This window comes from Bradyrhizobium hereditatis, assembly GCF_020329435.1.
Lineage (GTDB): Bacteria > Pseudomonadota > Alphaproteobacteria > Rhizobiales > Xanthobacteraceae > Bradyrhizobium > Bradyrhizobium hereditatis.
This window is the reverse complement of the sequence record NZ_JAGKJK010000016.1, coordinates 42,260-59,333: the sequence shown is the minus strand read 5'-3', so window position 1 is coordinate 59,333 and position 17,074 is coordinate 42,260. Positions and strand designations below refer to the sequence as shown.

The window sequence follows — 17,074 nt, the reverse complement described above, 5'->3', positions numbered from 1 at the left end:
GTCATTCAATGACGATGGTGGCCCCAACGCATACTGCGCTCCCTCCCCCCTTGCGGGGGAGGGCTGGGGAGAGGGTTAAGCGGCAACGGTGGTGCGCGTGGCTACCCCTCTCCCTAACCCTCTCCCGTAAGGGGAGAGGGAACGCATCTCCCGAGATGGAGAGAGCGTCGCTACGCCGCCTTGCCGCTCATATACGCCGGCAGCCAGTGCTCGAACGCCGTCTTAAGCGTATTCACCGCCACCTGCCCCTCGCCCTCCACCGCGAGCGCGTCGCCGCCGGTGGTGCCGATGCGCGCGCACGGCACGCTCGCGCCGTTCATCTTGGCGAGCACGAGGCCGGCATCCGCCGCCGGCACGGTCACGATGTAGCGGGCCTGATCCTCGCCGAACCAATAGGCATGCGGCACGATCGCTGCAGGCGCTGCCAATAGCTGCGCGCCGATCCCGCTCGCGATCGCCATCTCGGCGAGCGCGATCAGCAGGCCGCCGTCGGAGACGTCATGAACCGCGGTTGCCGTGCCGGCGTGGATCATGCCGCGCACGACATCGCCGTTGCGCTTTTCGGCGGCAAGATCGACCGGCGGCGGCGCCCCCTCTTCGCGGCCGCAGATGTCGCGCAGGTAGACGGACTGTCCGAGCCAACCGTGAGTGTCGCCGATCAGGAGGATCGCCTCGCCCGCAGCCTTGAATGCGAGCGTCGCCGACTTCGTGAAATCGTCGAGCACGCCGACGCCGCCGATGGAGGGTGTCGGCAGAATGCCGCGGCCGTTGGTTTCGTTGTAGAGCGAGACGTTCCCGGAGACGACCGGGAAGTCGAGCGCGCGGCAGGCTTCGCCGATACCCTTCAGGCAGCCGACGAACTGGCCCATGATCTCAGGCCGCTCCGGATTGCCGAAATTCAGATTGTCGGTGATCGCAAGCGGCCGGCCGCCGACCGCCGTGATGTTGCGCCAGGCCTCGGCGACAGCCTGCTTACCGCCTTCGAACGGATCGGCCTCGCAATAGCGCGGCGTCACATCGACGGTGAGCGCGAGCCCCTTCGGCCCATCCTCGACGCGCACCACCGCGGCATCGCCGCCGGGGCGCTGCACGGTATTGCCGAGAATGACGTGGTCGTACTGTTCCCACACCCAGCGCTTCGAGCATAATTCGGGCGTTCCGATCAGCTTTTCTAGCGCCGGCATGATCGCGATCGGCGGCTCCACGTCGCGCGCGTGCACCACGGGCAGCGGCTGAGAGGCGACATGCGGCCGGTCGTAGACCGGCGCCTCGTCGCCTAGCTCCTTGATCGGCAGATCGGCCATCACGGCACCGCCATGCTTGACCACGAAGCGCTTGCTCGGCGTGGTGTAGCCGACGATGGCGAAATCGAGCCCCCACTTCGTGAAGATCGCCTCGGCCTCTTTCTCCTTCTCGGGCTTGAGCACCATGAGCATGCGCTCCTGGCTTTCCGAGAGCATCATCTCGTAGGCGCTCATGCCGGTCTCGCGCGTCGGCACATTGTCGAGAATGAGATCGACGCCGAGATCGCCCTTGGCGCCCATCTCGACCGCCGAGCAGGTCAGGCCCGCCGCGCCCATGTCCTGGATCGCGATGACGCAGCCCTTTTCCATGATCTCGAGGCAGGCTTCGAGCAGCAGCTTTTCGGCGAAGGGATCGCCGACCTGCACGGTCGGGCGCTTCTCCTCGGAATTTTCGTCGAACTCGGCCGACGCCATCGAGGCGCCGTGGATGCCGTCGCGGCCGGTCTTGGAGCCCAAATAGACGATCGGCATGTTCACGCCGGAGGCCGCCGCGTAGAAGATCTTGTCGGCCTCGGCGAGGCCGACCGCCATCGCGTTGACCAGGATGTTGCCGTCATAGCGGGTGTGGAAACGCACCTGGCCGCCGACCGTCGGCACGCCGAAGGAATTGCCATAGCCGCCGATACCGGCGACCACGCCTGACACCAGATGGCGCGTTTTCGGGTGTTCCGGCGCGCCGAAGGAGAGCGCGTTCAGGCAGGCAATGGGGCGCGCGCCCATCGTGAAGACGTCGCGCAGGATGCCGCCGACGCCCGTCGTCGCGCCCTGATAGGGCTCGATGTAGCTCGGGTGGTTATGGCTCTCCATCTTGAAGACCACCGCCTGCCCGTCGCCGATATCAATCACGCCGGCGTTCTCGCCCGGCCCCTGGATCACCCAGGGCGCCTTGGTCGGCAGCCCCCGCAGATGGATGCGCGAGGACTTGTACGAGCAGTGCTCGTTCCACATCGCCGAGAAAATCCCGAGCTCGGTGAACGTCGGCACCCGCCCGATCAGCTTGAGGATGCGCTCATACTCGTCGGGCTTGAGACCATGGCTGGCGACGAGTTCGGGGGTAATCTGGGGCTCGTTCATGGCTGCCTTAATAGGGAGATCGACTGGGGGCGAAAAGGCCTTTTATGGCGCATTTCCGGCCTGTCCAGAGCTTTGCGAAGGGGCGATTCTCGGGATCGGCGTTTGCACATCCTTCCCGGATCGGATTTAAGAGCGGAAACATCCAATTGAAGGCCATTTTTAGTGAACGAGCTCCCACAAAACGCATTCCACCGCCGCCCTGACCTGCATGTCGAAACCGAGGGCGAATTCAAGGGCTGGCGGACCTGGACCCGCGACAGTTTTGAGACCCATAACGGCCCGTTCTGGCACCGCATGGACGAGAACGGCAAGGTGCGGTGCGCGTTCCGGGTCGAGAAAAAACACCTCAACGGCCAACGTAACGTACATGGCGGCTGCTTCATGTCGTTCGCCGATTACTGCCTGTTTGCGATCGCCTCCTCTGTGCTGGAGGGACCGGGCGTGACGGTGTCGTTCGCCTGCGAGTTTCTCGACGCGGCGCGCGAGGGCGAACTGATCGAATGCGAGGGTGAAATCACCCGCGCCGGCGGCTCGCTGATCTTCCTGCGCGGCGTCTTGAAATCGGGCGAGCGGTCGCTGTTCACCTTCTCAGGGACGATCAAGCGCGTGAAGTGGAAGAAGCCTGCAGGCACGGCCGCCGTTGCCACCTGACGCGCCACAGGTCCGCCGCGGCTGGCGCGATTATCTGCTGCTCCTCGCGCTGGCGTGCTGCTGGAGCTCGACCTATCCGCTAACCAAAATTGGGCTCGGCTCGATCCCGCCGATCACCTTTATTTCGGCACGCTCGCTGGTCGCGGCGGCTTTCCTGTTCGTGATCCTGCGCGCTCGCGGCCTGCGCATCCCGACCGACGTCAAAGCCTGGAAGCTGTTCGCCCAGCAGCAGACCATCAATTCGACGATCCCATTCCTGCTCATTACCTGGGCACAGCAATATGTGCCGGCGTCGAATACCGTGGTGCTGGCCTCGACGACGCCGATCTTTGCCTTTCTCATCACCTGGGGCATTACGCGGCATGAGCCGGCCACGCTGCTCAAGCTCGTCGGCGCCATTCTGGGACTAGCCGGCACGGCCGCGATCATCGGCCTCGATGCGCTCTCGACGCTCGACAGCAACATCCTGGCCGAGATCGTCATCCTGCTCGCCACCATCTCGTTTGCTTTTGCCACGATCTACGGGCTGCGGCTGACCGAATACGATCCGATGGTGGTCGCTGCCGGCTCGCTCTTGTTCGGCGGGCTGGTCCTGCTGCCGCTGGCGATGGTCGTCGACCATCCCTGGACCTTGCGGCCGACGGCCGAGGCGCTGGTCGCCACAGTCGCGATGGGCATCTTCTCCAGCGCCTTCGGCTTGATGTTGTTCTACATGTGCCTGACCCGGCTCGGCACGCTCACCACCAACGCGCAAGGCTATCTGCGCATCCCGATCGGCGTCGGCCTCTCGGTGCTGTTGCTCGGCGAGTCCGTACCCGCAAACCTCGCGCTTGGCCTCGTGCTCGTGATGGCCGGCGTCGCTGCGATGACGATACCGGGCGATAGGTTTCGAAGCTGGCTTCGCCGGTTGCGCGGAAAGCCAAAGGATGGATGAGCGCCGCGGCGACGGTTCACGCCGTCAATTGCTTTTCAGCGATCGCCAGCCACTCGGCCTGCGCATCGCGCAGATATTTCGGCGCCCGTCGCATCTGCAGCAGCAATTCGTTCAAGACCACCCGCGCCTCGGCGGTGCGTCCCACCATGTGCAGCAGCATGCCGTAGCGAACCTTCGCCTCGGCGCCAGGAAAATAGGCTGATAGCGCGTGGTATTCCTCGAGCGCCTCGTCGACGCGTCCGACCTCCGCCAGGCACCGGGCATAGAGTAGATGGCCTTCGGCTGATTCAAAATCCGGCCAGTGCTTCTTCAGATCATCCAGTGTCGCGAGCGCATCCGCCGGACGCGTGAGACCGAATTGGGCCTGCGCTTTGCCCAGCGCGTAGGCCGGCTCCTTACCCATCGGTAGCTGCAGGACGTGATCGTAGTGCCGCTCGGCTTCGTCGAACCGCCCGATCTTCAGGCATTCGGCCGCCAGCGTCGCGCGGTTGGCGATAGAATCGCTGCCGGCGAGCCGATCGCACAGCGCACGACAGTGCTTCTCCGGGTCGAGCCTCTTGGCCATCCGCTTGCGCGCCTGCTGCGCGCTCGGACTACCAAACCATTCCGGGATCAATTCCACGACGATGTAGGCGAGCGCGCCAACCAGCGGGATCATCAGGATGATGAAGGCCCAGGGCTGCAGGCGTCCGGTCCTCGACGCATGCCAGATCAGGGTTATGTCGAGCAGCAAAACGACGAGAGCAACGGGCATGGTGCATTCCAAGGTAAACCGGGTGGACGGTTCTTAGTGGCGTTGATAGCGCGGCAAGTTCAATCGGACAATCTTCAGTTGCGTCATAAATGTGAAACGTATCGGATGGCGATGGCCGTTTTCCGCCCTTTCCACGGCTTGCAGCGCCTGGTTTCGAGCGTGGAATTCTTCCAGGGAACAGCAACGATCTGTGATTGATCGACAGGAACGCATGCAAGCCGCTCGTGTTGCGCCGTTACGCGAACCATAACAGGAGCAATCATGAAACTCGCAACATTCGGACTGGCGACGGCGCTGGTGTTCACCAGCACTTTCGCCCTGGCGCAGGCCGGTGGCAGCGGCGCGGGCGGAAGTTCGGGTACGGGCGGCGCAGGTGGTACGGCTGCAGGTGGGGCAACCGGACCCTCCACCAGCGGAACGACCGCCGGAAGTGGAGCGGGCACCACCGGCATGAGCAACGATGCCGGAAGCGCCGCAGCCGGCCGAAACAGTGCAGCAAATCCATCGGGGAACACTCACATCAACCCCTCGCCCAGCGGTTCAACGCTCGGGCCGACGGGTCCCGGCTCTTCCCCGACCGGCAGATGACAAAAAGCCCCGCAGTGCGGGGCTTTTTCGTTCATATGGCTGCGCAGCGTTACTTCTTCTCTTCCAGGAGCTTCCTGTATTTCTCGACGTCGCGCGTCACGAGTTGCCCGAGCACCTCGCTGGCGTGCTCGCTGGCATCAGGCCCAACCGTGGAGAGATCGTGAAAACGCTTCTTCACCGCCTCGCTCTCGACGGCCGCCTTGGCGGCCGCGTTCAATTTCGCGATGACCGCGGGCGGCGTGCCCTTTGGTGCGAACAGGCCGTTCCAGCCCTGCGCCTCGAAATCGGGAAGACCGGCCTCTGCCGAGGTCGGCAGATTGGGCAAGGTTGAAAGCCGCACGGTCGAGCCGACGACTAGGCCTTTCACCAATTTGTCGTCGATCGCCTGTGAGACCGAGGCGGCGGAGTCGCAGACCCCGTCGATCTGGCCGCCGATCGCATCCGTCAGCGCCGGAGCCGCGCCGCGATAGCCGACGAGCTGAACGTCGATGCCGGCAGCCTGCACGAAGCTTTTACAGATCAGGTAGTTCGAGGAGCCGACGCCGGCATGGCCGAGATTGACCTTGCCGGGATTCTTCTTCGCATAGGCGATGAAGTCCTGCAGGTCCTTGGCCGGAAAATCCTTGCGCAACGCGATGATGCCGAAAGTTTTTGCGACGATCGCGATCGGCACGAAGGATTGCGGCGTGAACGGCAGTTTTGGATAGATCGTGTAGGTCGCGGCGTTGGTACCGGCATTGCCGATCGCGATGGTGTAGCCGTCAGCGTCGGCGCGCGCAGCGCGTGTCAGCGCGGTCGAGCCGCCGGCACCCGCGACATTCTCGATCACGATCGGCTGCCCGAGCGACTTGCTCATCTCCTCGGCAACCACGCGCGCGATCACGTCAGAGGTGCCGCCGGCCGCGAACGGCACGATCATGGTGACGGGGCGCTTGGGATAGTCCTGCGCATGGGCGGCGCCGGCGAACAATGCCGCAATAGCGACCGCCAGCCACGCCTTAAGAAATTTCACGCCGCTTTGTCCAGATGCGCGGCAAGGCCTGCAAACAGGCCGCGACCATCGGTGCAGCCCATGATGTCTTCGACGTGGTTCTCGGGGTGCGGCATCATGCCGAGCACATTGCCGCGCTCGTTGACGATGCCGGCGATCGACTGCGCCGCGCCGTTGATGTTGGATTCCTCGTCGACGATACCCTCGGCCGAACAGTAGCGGTAGAGCACGCGCCCCTCTCCTTCCAGCCGCTTCACCGTCTCTTCATCGGCCTCGTAATTGCCCTCGCCATGCGCGACCGGCACGCGGATGACCTGGCCGGCATTATAGCCGCGCGTGAACGGGCTATCGGAGCGCTCCACCCGCAGATGGACATCCTTGCAGATGAACTTCAGCTTCGAATTACGCATCAAGACGCCGGGCAACAGGCCGGCTTCGCACAGGATCTGAAACCCGTTGCAGACGCCGAGCACGAGCCCGCCACCGTCGGCATATTTGCGCACCGCGTCCATGATAGGCGCCCGCGCCGCAATGGCGCCGCAGCGCAGGTAATCGCCGTACGAAAACCCGCCCGGCACGACGACGAGATCGGTCCCCTTGGGCAGCTCGGTCTCGGCATGCCAGACCATCGCCGCCTCCTGGCCGGAGACGAGTTTGAGCGCCCGCGCCATGTCATGTTCGCGGTTGATTCCGGGAAAGACGAGAACGGCTGATTTCATTCCGATACGGCCTTCAATTGTCGCGCCATCTCGCAAAACCGTTCGGTCTCCGAAGCTACGCGATTAGTTGCGCGCATTTCGAGCAGGAGTTCATCGACGGAATTTGCAAGTCGATCAACAGAATGCAAGACATCCAAAGCAAGCGCGCGAACCTGCTGAATGGATATCTCGCTCATCCCCTAGCCCAGCAGTTCGACCCTGTAATTCTCAATCACCGTATTAGCCAACAGCTTGTCGGCGGCATCCTTCAGTACCGCTTCTGCTTTGGCCTTATCCGAGCCTGCCAGTTCGATGTCGAACACCTTGCCCTGGCGCACGCTGGCGACGCCATCGACGCCGAGCGATTTCAGCGCGCCTTCGATGGCCTTGCCCTGCGGGTCGAGAATGCCCGATTTCAACGTAACGGTTACGCGTGCCTTCACGAGACTTGCCCCAGTTCTTCTTTAGCTCTTCACCAGCACCGGACCGGAACCGGCCGGACGCTCGTTCTCCATCAGAATGCCCAGACGCTTCGCCACCTCGGTATAGGCTTCAAGCAAGCCGCCGAGGTCACGGCGGAAACGGTCCTTGTCGAGCTTCTCGTTCGACTTGATGTCCCACAGCCGGCACGAGTCGGGCGAGATCTCGTCGGCGACGATGATCCGCATCATCTCGTTCTCGAACAGCCGTCCGCATTCCATCTTGAAATCGACCAGGCGGATGCCGATGCCCAGGAACAGCCCGGTGAGGAAGTCGTTGACGCGGATGGCAAGCGCCATGATGTCGTCGATTTCCTGCGGCGTCGCCCAGCCGAACGCGGTGATGTGCTCTTCCGACACCATGGGGTCGTTGAGCTGGTCGTTCTTGTAATAAAACTCGATGATCGAGCGCGGCAGCTGCGTGCCCTCCTCGATGCCGAGGCGCTGCGACAGCGAGCCGGCCGCGACGTTTCGCACCACGACTTCCAGCGGAACGATCTCGACCTCGCGAATCAACTGTTCGCGCATGTTGAGGCGACGGATAAAATGGGTCGGCACCCCGATGTCGTTGAGGTGCTGGAACAGGTATTCCGAAATCCGGTTGTTGAGGACGCCCTTGCCCTCGATCACCTGGTGTTTCTTGGCATTAAACGCGGTCGCATCATCCTTGAAGTGCTGAATCAGGGTTCCCGGCTCTGGGCCTTCATACAGGACCTTGGCCTTGCCTTCATAGATACGGCGTCGACGGCTCATTGGGATGTACCGTGTTTTGTTGAAATCCATGAAATTGGTGTGCTCCGGATGACAAGGGGTTTGAGACCACGACGGAGCTGCCGTGAAGGCAAGATCCCGAACTTAAGCGACCGGAAACAGAACAAGAACCTAGCCTCCAGGCAACCTATCCGATTGGCCCATCCAGCACAATCGACCCGGCCCGATTGAGGCCAACTTATCCCGGTTACCTGCGGCTTAACGGACCGTTGTTTTACCGATTCGCCCCCTCTATCTAGGTAGTCCATCGGGCCGCGACAACGCGGCCTTATTTACCGTTTACGGGGATTGGAACCGAAGAATGACCACTTTCGACAAGCGCGAGGAAGGTTTTGAGAAGAAATTCGCCCTCGACGAAGAGCAGAAGTTCAAGGCTGAGGTTCGCCGCAACAAGCTGCTCGGTCTTTGGGCAGCGGAGAAGCTCGGGCTGTCGGGCGATGCCGCCACCGCCTATTCCAAGGAAGTGGTCGCGGCCGATTTCGAGCAAGCCGGCGACAAGGACGTCCAGGACAAAGTGGTGAAGGATCTTACCGCCAAGGGCGTCGCCATCACCGCGCAAGAAGTTCGCGTCAAGATGGACGAACTGATGATTCAGGCCGCCGCCCAGGTGAAGGCGGGCTCGTAGGGCCATACTCTATCCTCCGTCATTGCGAGGAGCGAAGCGACGAAGCAATCCATTCCTCCGCTTGCGGCGGCATGGATTGCTTCGCTCCGCTCGCAATGACGGCGGGAATGCCCATCCGTATCTCTACGACTGCGTCTCCCGATATTCCTTTCGAACGATCTCCAATAGCCGCCTGGCCGCCGCGCTCAAAAATCCGCCGTGGCGCGTGACCGCGACGACGTCATGGCTCGCCTTGAGATCGCTGACGCTGATGGTCGCGATCGTCTTGTGTCGCAGCTCTTCGGCCGCATTGCTTTCCGAGAGCAGCGCGACGCCGAGGCCGGCTTCAACGAGGCGCTTCTGCGCGGTCAGGCTATCGACCGGCGTCCAGTCGATTTCGCCGAGGCCGTGGGTCTGGAACAGCGCAAACACGTGTGACGCCGTGATCTCACGCCTGCCCGGCACCACGGGAAATGCGATCCAGCGCTCGCTGCGCAACTCGGCGAGCTTGGCGACGCGGCGGCCGGCGCGCGGATGGTCCAGCGCACACACCACCTGCAGCCGTTCGGCAAACAGCAATTCGCAGTCGAGATCGCGCGAGCGATCGCGCTCGTAGCGCAACCCGATGGTCGCTTCCCCGCGGCGGATCATGTCACTGACCTCAGCGCTGGTCGCGGTGCGCAGGCTCAATTCGACCTCGGGATGCTCGGCCGCAAAGCGCTTCAGGATCGCCGACAGCCGCCCGCCGGCAAGCGTGCCGACCACGGCGAGCGCAATCGGACCCGAATTCGGCCGCGCCAGCGCGCGTACCGCATTCTCCGCATCCTGCGTCGCCGCCACCGCACGCTCGGCATAAGGCACCAGCACCCGCCCTGCATCACTCAGCATGGTGCGGCCGGTGATCCGTTCGAATAGCGGCACGCCGAGCTCCTGCTCAAGCAGAGCAATGCGCCGAGAAATCGCTGGCTGCGAACGGTGCAGCGTCTTCGCCGCATTCGAAATGCCGCCGCGGCGATGAATGGTCAGGAAGGTGAGAAGCGCATCGCTGTCCATGTTCAGGCTCATGCAAAAAGCTGATGATATGCAGAGAAATAACAAATTTGGCTGATGGGTGATAGCTCCGCTAGTTTCGCCGCCAGCAAATCAAACCAGCGGAGCACAAGATGCGAAGTCAGACGGAAAAAGCCGAAGCATTCCGCGCGCTGCATGCGCGGCATGGTGCGTTCATCATCCCCAACCCCTGGGACGCCGGCACCGCCAAGCTTCTCGCCGCGATGGGCTTTGAGGCGCTCGCGACCACAAGTCTTGGCCTTGCCAACACGCTCGGCAGCGTCACCGTCAGCCTGGACGCCATCATCGAGAACTGCCGGGCGATTTCGGAAGCCACTGATCTCCCCGTCAGCGCCGATCTGGAGAATTGCGGTGCCGACGATCCGAAGACTGCGGCCAAAGCGATCACGCGCGCGGCCGAAGCGGGCGCCGTAGGCGGCTCGATCGAGGATTTCACCGGCGATCGGGACAAGCCGATCTACGACTTCTATCTCGCCGTCGAGCGCGTGCAGGCAGCGGTCGAGGCGGCACGCGCATTGCCATTCCCGTTCACGCTGACTGCGCGCGCGGAGAACTTTCTGCATGGCCGCAAGGATCTCGACGACACCATCAAGCGGCTGCAGGCGTTCGAGGCCGCCGGTGCCGACGTCCTGTATTCGCCCGGTCTCTATGACATCGACACGATCCGCACCGTGGTGTCCTCGGTCGGCAAACCGTTCAACCACGTGATGGGCTTTGCCGATCCAACGCTGACCGTCGATCAACTCTCGGAAGCCGGCGTCAAACGCATCAGCGTCGGCGGCGCAATGGAACGCTACGCGCTGGCGGCGTTCCTGAAATGCGCTCGGGAGATGAAGGAGCGTGGTGCGTTCACTTATGTCCGCGACATGGCGCCGATCGCGGAAGTTCGGAAGGCGTTCGGGTGACAGGTCCCTCCCCGTCATTGCGAGCGCAGCGAAGCAATCCATTCCTCAGCACGGGGAAAGATGGATTGCTTCGTCGCTTCCGCCTTCGCTCTTCGAGCTACGGCGGACAAGTCGCTCCTCGCAATGACGGCGGATGGACAGTCACTCTTCCTTGAACCCATACTCCGGCACGTTGCCGCTGGCGCCGTAATATTTGTACGGAAGGAATTTGCCGGACATCGTGATCTTCACCCGGTCGCCCTTCGGATTGGCGACGCGGTCGATCGCCATGTCGAAATCGATCGCCGACATGATGCCGTCGCCGAATTCCTCTTCTATCAGCGCCTTCCACGCCGGACCATTGACCATCACCATTTCGTAGAAGCGGTAGATCAGGGGATCGGTCGGCGGCATCGGCGTGCCGGTGCCGCGCATCGGCACCTCGTTCAGCATCGCGATTTCCGCTTTCGACAGCCCGAATAATTCGCCCGCATTGGCAGCTTGCGGTTTTGTCAATTTCATCTGGCCGAGAATGGCGCCGACGATCAGCACTTCCGAATAGCCGCCGATCTTTTCGCAGATGTATTTCCAGCTCCAGCCCTTCTCGCGCTTGATGTCGAGCAGCTTTTCGGTGAGGTCGGATCGCTTCATGATGGTGTCTCCTTGAGAATAGAATCTAACAGGCGATCGTCTGGGCCGGACCAGTATCGACGGCCTTGGGAGGTGGAACGACGGTCGGCTCACCTAAACCCGGCCGCACGACCGGCACGTTGCGCGGATCGTGGTCAGTGACGGTGGCGGCGAACGTCTTGCTGCGGCTGACCAGGAAATCGACGATGTGATTGCGCAGCGCGTAGTAGAGCGGATGACGGTGCAGATCGATGCGGCCGCGATCCTTCGGCAGCGGGTTTTCGACGATCTCGGCGAGCACGGCGCCGGGGCCATTGGTCATCAGAAAGATCTTGTCGGCGAGATAGATCGCTTCATCGACGTCATGCGTGATCATGAACGCGGTCTGCCCGGTCTCCAGGCAAATGCGGCGCACCTCGTCCTGCAGCGTGCCGCGGGTCAACGCATCCAGCGCCGAGAACGGCTCGTCCATCAGCATGATCTTCGGCGTGATCGAAAGCGCGCGTGCAATGCCGACGCGCTGCTTCATGCCGCCGGACAATTCCGACGGGCGCTTGTGCTCGGAGCCGGTCAGCCCGACGAGATCGATGAATTTCTGCGCATGGGCTTTCACCCTGGCGCGATCCCAGTCGCGCCATTTCGATGTCACGGCATAGGCGACGTTGCCGAGCACCGTGCGCCACGGCAGCAGCGCATGGCTCTGGAAGATCACGGCGCGGTCGAGGCTCGTGCCCTCAATCGCCTGCCCGTCGACGATCACGGCGCCTTCGCTCGGCTCGTCGAGACCAGCCAGAATGTTCAGCACCGTCGTCTTGCCGCAGCCGGAATGGCCGATCACGCAGCCGAACTCGCCGCGATTCATCGCGAGCCACAGGCCCTCGAACACCGTGGTCTCTTTGCCATCAGCGCCGGGATAACGGCGGGCGATGCCTTCGATGGAAATGAACTTGTCGGTCATCGCCTTACTCCGGGAAGGTGACCATGCGCGTGAACCGCGCCAGGATCTGGTCGAGCAGCATGCCGACGATGCCGATCATCAGGATGGCGATGATGACGTTGGTGATCGAAAGGTTGTTCCACTCGTTCCAGACGAAGTAGCCGATGCCGGTGCCACCGACGAGCATCTCGGCCGCGACGATCACGAGCCAGGCAATGCCGATCGAAATCCGCATGCCCGTCAGGATCGTCGGTGCCGCGGCCGGCAGGATCACGGTGAAGGCGCGCCTGACCGTGCCGACCTCCAGCGTACGCGCGACATTGATCCATTCCTTGCGCACCGATGCGACGCCGAACGCGGTGTTGAGCAGCATCGGCCACACCGAGCAGATGAAGATGACGAAGATCGCCGAGATTGAGGAATCCTTGATCGTGTAGAGCGCAAGCGGCATCCAGGCGAGCGGCGAGATCGGCTTCAGCACCTGGATGAACGGATCAAGCGCCTTGCTGATCAGAGGCGACATCCCGATCAGAAAGCCGAGCGGGATCGCGACGAGGACAGCGAGCAGATAGCCGAGGCCGACGCGCGCGATGGAATAGCCAAGCTGGATGCCGAGGCCCTTGTCGTTCGGACCGTTGTCATAGAACGGCTGCTTGAGGTGCTCCCACAATTTGGCGCCGACATCTGCTGGCCCCGGCATCGCCGATTTGCCTTGCGTTGCCGTCAGCCCCATCAGCTTGGCGTATTCCGGCGACATGTTGGTGGCCGCCGCCGTCGGCCGCGTGGCGAGATGCCAGATGCCGAGAAAGGCTGCAAACAGCGCGATCGAGACGACCGCCGCGCGAAAGCGAAGGGAGGCGTTCATAGTTGCGATATCCGTGTCCCGGGCGCGGCGCAGCACGAAGCGAAGCGAAGCGATGCTCCGCAGAACCGGGACCCACCGCGCGTGAGGCGGTCCCGGCTCTGCAATGCACCGCTACGCACGTTGTGCTGCGCGCTGCATTGCGTCCGGGACACGAGAGCATCGTTCATCACGACGCCTTCCTGATCTTGAAGCTGGTGAGATATTCCTCCGGCCTAGCCGGATCGAACGTCTTCCCCATCACCGAAAAGCTCTTCGTCGTCGCCGTCGGCGGCGTCAGCCCGGCTTCCTTCATCAGCCGCGTCGCGTCGGTCGCGAGATAGACCTGCGCGGCAATGCCGGCATAGTCGATGTCGCCCTTGATCTGCCCCCAGCGCTTCATCTGGGTCATGATCCACACCGCGAAGGACTGCCAGGGGAATGGATCGAAATCGACTCGGTTCGGCTGGTTGACTATGTTGCCGAGACCGTCGGCGAAGGTGCCGGTCAAGATCTGCTCCAGCACGATCGGTGGCTGGTTCAGATAGTTGGCCGGCGCGATCGCGTTCGCGATTTCCTTGCGGTTCTCCGCCTTGTGCGCGTAGGCGGTCGCCTGAATGATCGACTTAAGCAACGCGCCATAGGTATTCGGCATCGTGGTGACGAATTCCTTCGACGCGGCGAAGGCGCAGCACGGATGGCCTTCCCAGATATCTTTGGTCAGGATGTGGATGAAGCCGGCGCCGTCGAACACCGCGCGCTGGTTCATCGGATCGGGCCCGAGGAAACCGTCGATATTGTCGGCACGCAGATTGGCGACCATTTCCGGCGGCGGCACCGCGCGGATCTGCACGTCGGTATCGGGATCGAGGCCGTGCTCGGCGAGATAGTAGCGGAGCAGATAATTGTGCATCGAATAGTCGAAGGGCACGGCGAACTTAAAACCCTTCCAGCTCTTCGGATCGCGCTTATCCTTGTGCTTGATCGACAGCGTGATCGCCTGCCCGTTGATGTTCTCGACCGCCGGCATGGTGTAGGGGATCGGGTTGGAGCCGGCGCCCATGGTGATGGCGAGCGGCATCGGCGACAGCATATGCGCCGCGTCGTATTCCTTGTTGAGGGTCTTGTCGCGAATGACCGCCCAGCCCGCGGTCTTGATGACTTCGACGTTTAGCCCGTTCTTGGCATAGAATCCCATCGGCGCCGCCATGATGATCGGCGTGGCGCAGGTGATCGGGATGAAGCCGACCTTGAGGTCTTTCTTCTCGAGCGGTCCGCCTTGCGCGAAGGCTTCGGTCGCGGTCTTGAGCGGGAAGAATTGCGATAGCACCGCCGTGGCCGTCGCCGCGCCGACCGATTTCAGGAATGCGCGCCGCGCTACATCCTGCGGAAACATCGCCCGCATCACGGCGGAGGCGACCACGCCTTCGTAGCGTTTCTGCTCGCTCTCGATGGCGGCCTGAATCTGCAACTGGGCGGCCTGATGCTCGGCCTCGCTGACATGCTGGCCGCAAGAACAGCCACCGGAATGAAGGCGGCGGTTAGGATCAAATGGGTTGTCGAAGGTAGACATCAGCCCTCCTGCACAGCGTTGCACCCTAATTAAGCAAGGCACATGCCAGCGCTGTTCGACGGCGAGAGCGTTGAGATCGCAGGGATTCTGCTGACGTTGGCGATTACGAAAATTCGTGATACACGAAAACTCGTAGCACAATTACGAAATTTCGGAGTAGCGTTCGGATGGATCTCGCCCTCGGTTCAACGGCGCCTGCGCAAGACGCCGAACTGCGCGCTGCCGCCTTCGAGTTCGCGATCGAGCCCACACTGTTGCTCGATCCGCATGCCGATCAGATCCTCGATGCCAATCCGGCCGCCTGCGCCCTGCTCGGCTACGACCGCGCGCTGCTGCGGCAGACCAAGGTCTCTACGCTGCACTCAGGACAATTGCCGGCGCTGATCGTGTTCACGCAGGCGGTGCTCGACAAGGGCGCGTACTGGACCAACGCGCTGACCCCGCGCCACGCGACGGGACAAAGCCTTCGGCTCGAATATGCCGGCTCGCTACTGCCGAGCGACGGCCGCTCGCTGGTGCTGCTCACCATGAGCGACCTCGACGCGCGTCGCCGGCGCTATGTCGATGCCGCGGCCGAAGACCATATGCGCGGCGGGATCGCGACCTGGCAGCGCGTCGAACGCGTGTTTCAGGATATCGAGCGCGAAAACCAATTGATTCTGCGCGCCGCCGGCGAAGGCATTTACGGCGTCAACGCCGAAGGCAAAACCACTTTCGTCAATCCCGCTGCCGAGCGGATGCTGGGCTGGGCTGCGGAAGAACTGGTGGGCAAGGAAATCCATCCGATCGTCCATCACACCCATCATGACGGTCGGCACTATCCAGATCATGACTGCCCGATCTACGCGGCGTTTCGCGACGGCGCCGTGCACCAGGTCGATGGTGAAGTGTTTTGGCGCAAGGACGGCACGCCGGTCTGGGTCGAATATACCTCGACGCCGATCCGCGACCGCGGCGTCGTGGTCGGCGCTGTCATCGTGTTCCGTGACGTCAGCCAGCGCCGCGAGGCCGACGAGAAGCTGCACGCCGCGCTGGCCGAGGTCGATCGCCTGCGCGAACGGCTGGAGCTCGAAAACGCTTACCTGCAGGAGGAAATCCGCATCGAGACCAACCCGCGCGGCATCATCGGCCAGAGCGAGGCGATCCAGAAGACGCTGCGGCAGGTCAAGCTGGTGGCGCCGACCACTGCCGCGGTGATGATCACCGGCGAATCCGGCACCGGCAAGGAGCTGATCGCGCGCGCGATTCATGAAGCCAGCAGCCGGCGCGACCGGCCGCTGATCCGCGTCAACTGCGCGGCGATCCCGCGCGAATTGTTCGAGAGCGAATTCTTCGGCCATATCAGAGGCGCCTTCACCGGCGCGATGCGCGATCGCATCGGGCGGTTCGAGCTCGCCGACGGCGGCACGCTGTTTCTCGACGAGGTCGGAGAAATCCCGCTTGAGCTGCAGGGCAAGCTCTTGCGCGTGCTGCAGGAGGGCAATTTCGAACGCGTCGGCGAGGAGCGCACCCGCGCGGTCGACGTGCGCGTGATCGCCGCCACCAACCGCGACCTCAAGCAGGAAGTGCAGCGCGGCCGGTTTCGCGAGGACCTCTATTTCCGCCTCAACGTGTTTCCGGTCGAGTCAGTCCCGCTGCGCGAGCGTCGCGAGGACATTCCGCTCTTGGCGCAGCATTTCTTGACGCGCGAAAGCAAGGCGCTGAAATCCGAGCTGCGATTGTCGGAAGGCGACGCACGCAAGCTTTCACGCTACGACTGGCCGGGCAACGTCCGCGAACTGCAGAACGTGATCGAGCGCGCCGCGATCCTCGCCCAGAACGGCCGCCTGCGCATCGACCTGCCCGACGTATCGGGCGTGGAGCCCTCCCCCGCCGCGGCGCGTGCGAAAGCAGATAGCCGCCCCGTGGTCATGACCGCAGCAGAAATGCGCGCGCACGAGCGCGCCAACATTCTCGCCGCGCTGCAGGCCTGCTCCGGCAAGGTGTTCGGCCCCGGCGGCGCCGCCGAGCTGCTCGACATCAAGCCGACCACACTGGCCTCACGCATCAAGGCCCTGGGGATTGCGAATGCGCGCGGCTTAGTACAGCCCGCCGCCACGTAGATGACCCTCCGCGGTGCTGGACCTGTCCTCTATCGAGAATAGTGCGGCTGGGAAGCATTGCATTCCAAGGCAGAGATCGACGCAGAATACGCTGTACGACTGCGAGCACATGGTGTTCAATCCCTGGAACTGTCTGCCCGAGCACAGGCCGCTCGGCAGCGTGAGCCGAATCCGACTCGGGTCTTCTT

At 62.9% G+C, this 17,074-nt stretch carries 18 protein-coding genes; 6 read left to right on the top strand and 12 right to left on the bottom strand.

The features are described 5' to 3' along the window. Positions 1–170 precede the first annotated feature (170 nt). Positions 171–2,378: a phosphoribosylformylglycinamidine synthase subunit PurL gene (gene purL / locus J6524_RS29890; RefSeq protein ID WP_225677364.1), complete on the bottom strand. Its 2,208-nt coding sequence runs from the start codon at positions 2,376–2,378 to the stop codon at positions 171–173. A gap of 162 nt (positions 2,379–2,540) precedes the next feature. On the opposite strand from purL, the gene J6524_RS29885 reads away from it, so the two are divergent. Both J6524_RS29885 and J6524_RS29880 read left to right on the top strand, forming a co-directional pair. Then, positions 2,541–3,029: a PaaI family thioesterase gene (locus J6524_RS29885; RefSeq protein WP_225677362.1), complete on the top strand. Its 489-nt coding sequence runs from the start codon at positions 2,541–2,543 to the stop codon at positions 3,027–3,029. Next, positions 3,019–3,963: a DMT family transporter gene (locus J6524_RS29880; RefSeq protein ID WP_225677360.1), complete on the top strand. Its 945-nt coding sequence runs from the start codon at positions 3,019–3,021 to the stop codon at positions 3,961–3,963. Before J6524_RS29885 ends, J6524_RS29880 begins: the two co-directional genes overlap by 11 nt. A gap of 16 nt (positions 3,964–3,979) precedes the next feature. Here J6524_RS29880 and J6524_RS29875 read toward each other — a convergent pair whose 3' ends face one another. After that, positions 3,980–4,717 (bottom strand): tetratricopeptide repeat protein, encoded by a 738-nt coding sequence (locus tag J6524_RS29875; RefSeq protein WP_225677358.1) that lies wholly within the window; start codon positions 4,715–4,717, stop codon positions 3,980–3,982. A 261-nt stretch (positions 4,718–4,978) separates the two neighbouring features. Here J6524_RS29875 and J6524_RS29870 point away from each other — a divergent pair, with 261 nt between their 5' ends. Beyond that, the gene (locus tag J6524_RS29870; RefSeq protein ID WP_225677356.1) at positions 4,979–5,305 is read left to right on the top strand and encodes a hypothetical protein; all 327 of its coding nucleotides are present in this window, start codon (positions 4,979–4,981) and stop codon (positions 5,303–5,305) included. Between the two features lie 49 nt (positions 5,306–5,354). Here J6524_RS29870 and J6524_RS29865 read toward each other — a convergent pair whose 3' ends face one another. Genes J6524_RS29865 through purC form a run of 5 tightly spaced genes read right to left on the bottom strand, consistent with a single transcriptional unit; the run spans position 5,355 to position 8,226 of the window. Continuing rightward, positions 5,355–6,317: a tripartite tricarboxylate transporter substrate-binding protein gene (locus J6524_RS29865; protein WP_225677354.1), complete on the bottom strand. Its 963-nt coding sequence runs from the start codon at positions 6,315–6,317 to the stop codon at positions 5,355–5,357. Beyond that, a complete protein-coding gene (gene purQ, locus J6524_RS29860; protein ID WP_225677351.1) occupies positions 6,314–7,015 on the bottom strand; it encodes a phosphoribosylformylglycinamidine synthase subunit PurQ in 702 nt (233 codons plus the stop codon). Before purQ ends, J6524_RS29865 begins: the two co-directional genes overlap by 4 nt. Next, positions 7,012–7,191: a hypothetical protein gene (locus tag J6524_RS29855; RefSeq protein ID WP_225677349.1), complete on the bottom strand. Its 180-nt coding sequence runs from the start codon at positions 7,189–7,191 to the stop codon at positions 7,012–7,014. The genes purQ and J6524_RS29855 overlap by 4 nt, the downstream gene beginning before the upstream one ends. A gap of 3 nt (positions 7,192–7,194) precedes the next feature. Further along, positions 7,195–7,437 carry a phosphoribosylformylglycinamidine synthase subunit PurS gene (gene purS, locus J6524_RS29850; RefSeq protein ID WP_225677347.1) on the bottom strand — a complete coding sequence of 81 codons (243 nt, stop codon included), beginning with the start codon at positions 7,435–7,437 and terminating at the stop codon, positions 7,195–7,197. 21 nt (positions 7,438–7,458) lie between these two features. After that, positions 7,459–8,226, bottom strand: a complete 768-nt coding sequence (gene purC, locus J6524_RS29845) for a phosphoribosylaminoimidazolesuccinocarboxamide synthase (RefSeq protein ID WP_008974302.1) — start codon at positions 8,224–8,226, stop codon at positions 7,459–7,461. A 319-nt stretch (positions 8,227–8,545) separates the two neighbouring features. On the opposite strand from purC, the gene J6524_RS29840 reads away from it, so the two are divergent. Further along, positions 8,546–8,869, top strand: a complete 324-nt coding sequence (locus tag J6524_RS29840) for a DUF1476 domain-containing protein (protein ID WP_225677345.1) — start codon at positions 8,546–8,548, stop codon at positions 8,867–8,869. Between the two features lie 123 nt (positions 8,870–8,992). Here the strand turns inward: J6524_RS29840 and J6524_RS29835 are convergent, their stop codons facing one another. Next, on the bottom strand, positions 8,993–9,901 hold the full coding sequence (locus J6524_RS29835; protein ID WP_225677342.1) for a LysR family transcriptional regulator: 909 nt from the start codon (positions 9,899–9,901) through the stop codon (positions 8,993–8,995). A 110-nt stretch (positions 9,902–10,011) separates the two neighbouring features. On the opposite strand from J6524_RS29835, the gene J6524_RS29830 reads away from it, so the two are divergent. Further along, positions 10,012–10,824 (top strand): isocitrate lyase/PEP mutase family protein, encoded by an 813-nt coding sequence (locus tag J6524_RS29830; RefSeq protein ID WP_225677340.1) that lies wholly within the window; start codon positions 10,012–10,014, stop codon positions 10,822–10,824. Positions 10,825–10,965: 141 nt separating this feature from the next. Here J6524_RS29830 and cynS read toward each other — a convergent pair whose 3' ends face one another. The 4 genes from cynS to J6524_RS29810 form a co-directional block, all read right to left on the bottom strand. Further along, positions 10,966–11,454: a cyanase gene (cynS, locus tag J6524_RS29825; RefSeq protein ID WP_225677339.1), complete on the bottom strand. Its 489-nt coding sequence runs from the start codon at positions 11,452–11,454 to the stop codon at positions 10,966–10,968. Positions 11,455–11,479: 25 nt separating this feature from the next. Next, the gene (locus tag J6524_RS29820; protein ID WP_225677337.1) at positions 11,480–12,391 is read right to left on the bottom strand and encodes an ABC transporter ATP-binding protein; all 912 of its coding nucleotides are present in this window, start codon (positions 12,389–12,391) and stop codon (positions 11,480–11,482) included. Between the two features lie 4 nt (positions 12,392–12,395). After that, entirely contained in the window at positions 12,396–13,235 is an 840-nt protein-coding gene (gene ntrB, locus J6524_RS29815) for a nitrate ABC transporter permease (RefSeq protein ID WP_225677334.1), read from the bottom strand. Between the two features lie 166 nt (positions 13,236–13,401). Then, entirely contained in the window at positions 13,402–14,784 is a 1,383-nt protein-coding gene (locus tag J6524_RS29810) for a CmpA/NrtA family ABC transporter substrate-binding protein (RefSeq protein ID WP_225677331.1), read from the bottom strand. A gap of 167 nt (positions 14,785–14,951) precedes the next feature. Between J6524_RS29810 and J6524_RS29805 the strand changes: the two genes are divergently transcribed. Continuing rightward, on the top strand, positions 14,952–16,886 hold the full coding sequence (locus tag J6524_RS29805; RefSeq protein ID WP_225677329.1) for a sigma 54-interacting transcriptional regulator: 1,935 nt from the start codon (positions 14,952–14,954) through the stop codon (positions 16,884–16,886). Positions 16,887–17,074 lie beyond the last annotated feature (188 nt).

Coding starts and splice junctions, on each gene's coding strand:
- J6524_RS29810 (WP_225677331.1), bottom strand. CDS start 14,784: ATGTCTACCTTCGACAACCCATTTGATCCTAACCGCCGCCTTCATTCC.
- J6524_RS29835 (WP_225677342.1), bottom strand. CDS start 9,901: ATGGACAGCGATGCGCTTCTCACCTTCCTGACCATTCATCGCCGCGGC.
- J6524_RS29875 (WP_225677358.1), bottom strand. CDS start 4,717: ATGCCCGTTGCTCTCGTCGTTTTGCTGCTCGACATAACCCTGATCTGG.
- ntrB (WP_225677334.1), bottom strand. CDS start 13,235: ATGAACGCCTCCCTTCGCTTTCGCGCGGCGGTCGTCTCGATCGCGCTG.
- J6524_RS29855 (WP_225677349.1), bottom strand. CDS start 7,191: ATGAGCGAGATATCCATTCAGCAGGTTCGCGCGCTTGCTTTGGATGTC.
- cynS (WP_225677339.1), bottom strand. CDS start 11,454: ATGAAGCGATCCGACCTCACCGAAAAGCTGCTCGACATCAAGCGCGAG.
- J6524_RS29870 (WP_225677356.1), top strand. CDS start 4,979: ATGAAACTCGCAACATTCGGACTGGCGACGGCGCTGGTGTTCACCAGC.
- purQ (WP_225677351.1), bottom strand. CDS start 7,015: ATGAAATCAGCCGTTCTCGTCTTTCCCGGAATCAACCGCGAACATGAC.
- purL (WP_225677364.1), bottom strand. CDS start 2,378: ATGAACGAGCCCCAGATTACCCCCGAACTCGTCGCCAGCCATGGTCTC.
- purC (WP_008974302.1), bottom strand. CDS start 8,226: ATGAGCCGTCGACGCCGTATCTATGAAGGCAAGGCCAAGGTCCTGTAT.
- J6524_RS29840 (WP_225677345.1), top strand. CDS start 8,546: ATGACCACTTTCGACAAGCGCGAGGAAGGTTTTGAGAAGAAATTCGCC.
- J6524_RS29830 (WP_225677340.1), top strand. CDS start 10,012: ATGCGAAGTCAGACGGAAAAAGCCGAAGCATTCCGCGCGCTGCATGCG.
- J6524_RS29805 (WP_225677329.1), top strand. CDS start 14,952: ATGGATCTCGCCCTCGGTTCAACGGCGCCTGCGCAAGACGCCGAACTG.
- J6524_RS29820 (WP_225677337.1), bottom strand. CDS start 12,391: ATGACCGACAAGTTCATTTCCATCGAAGGCATCGCCCGCCGTTATCCC.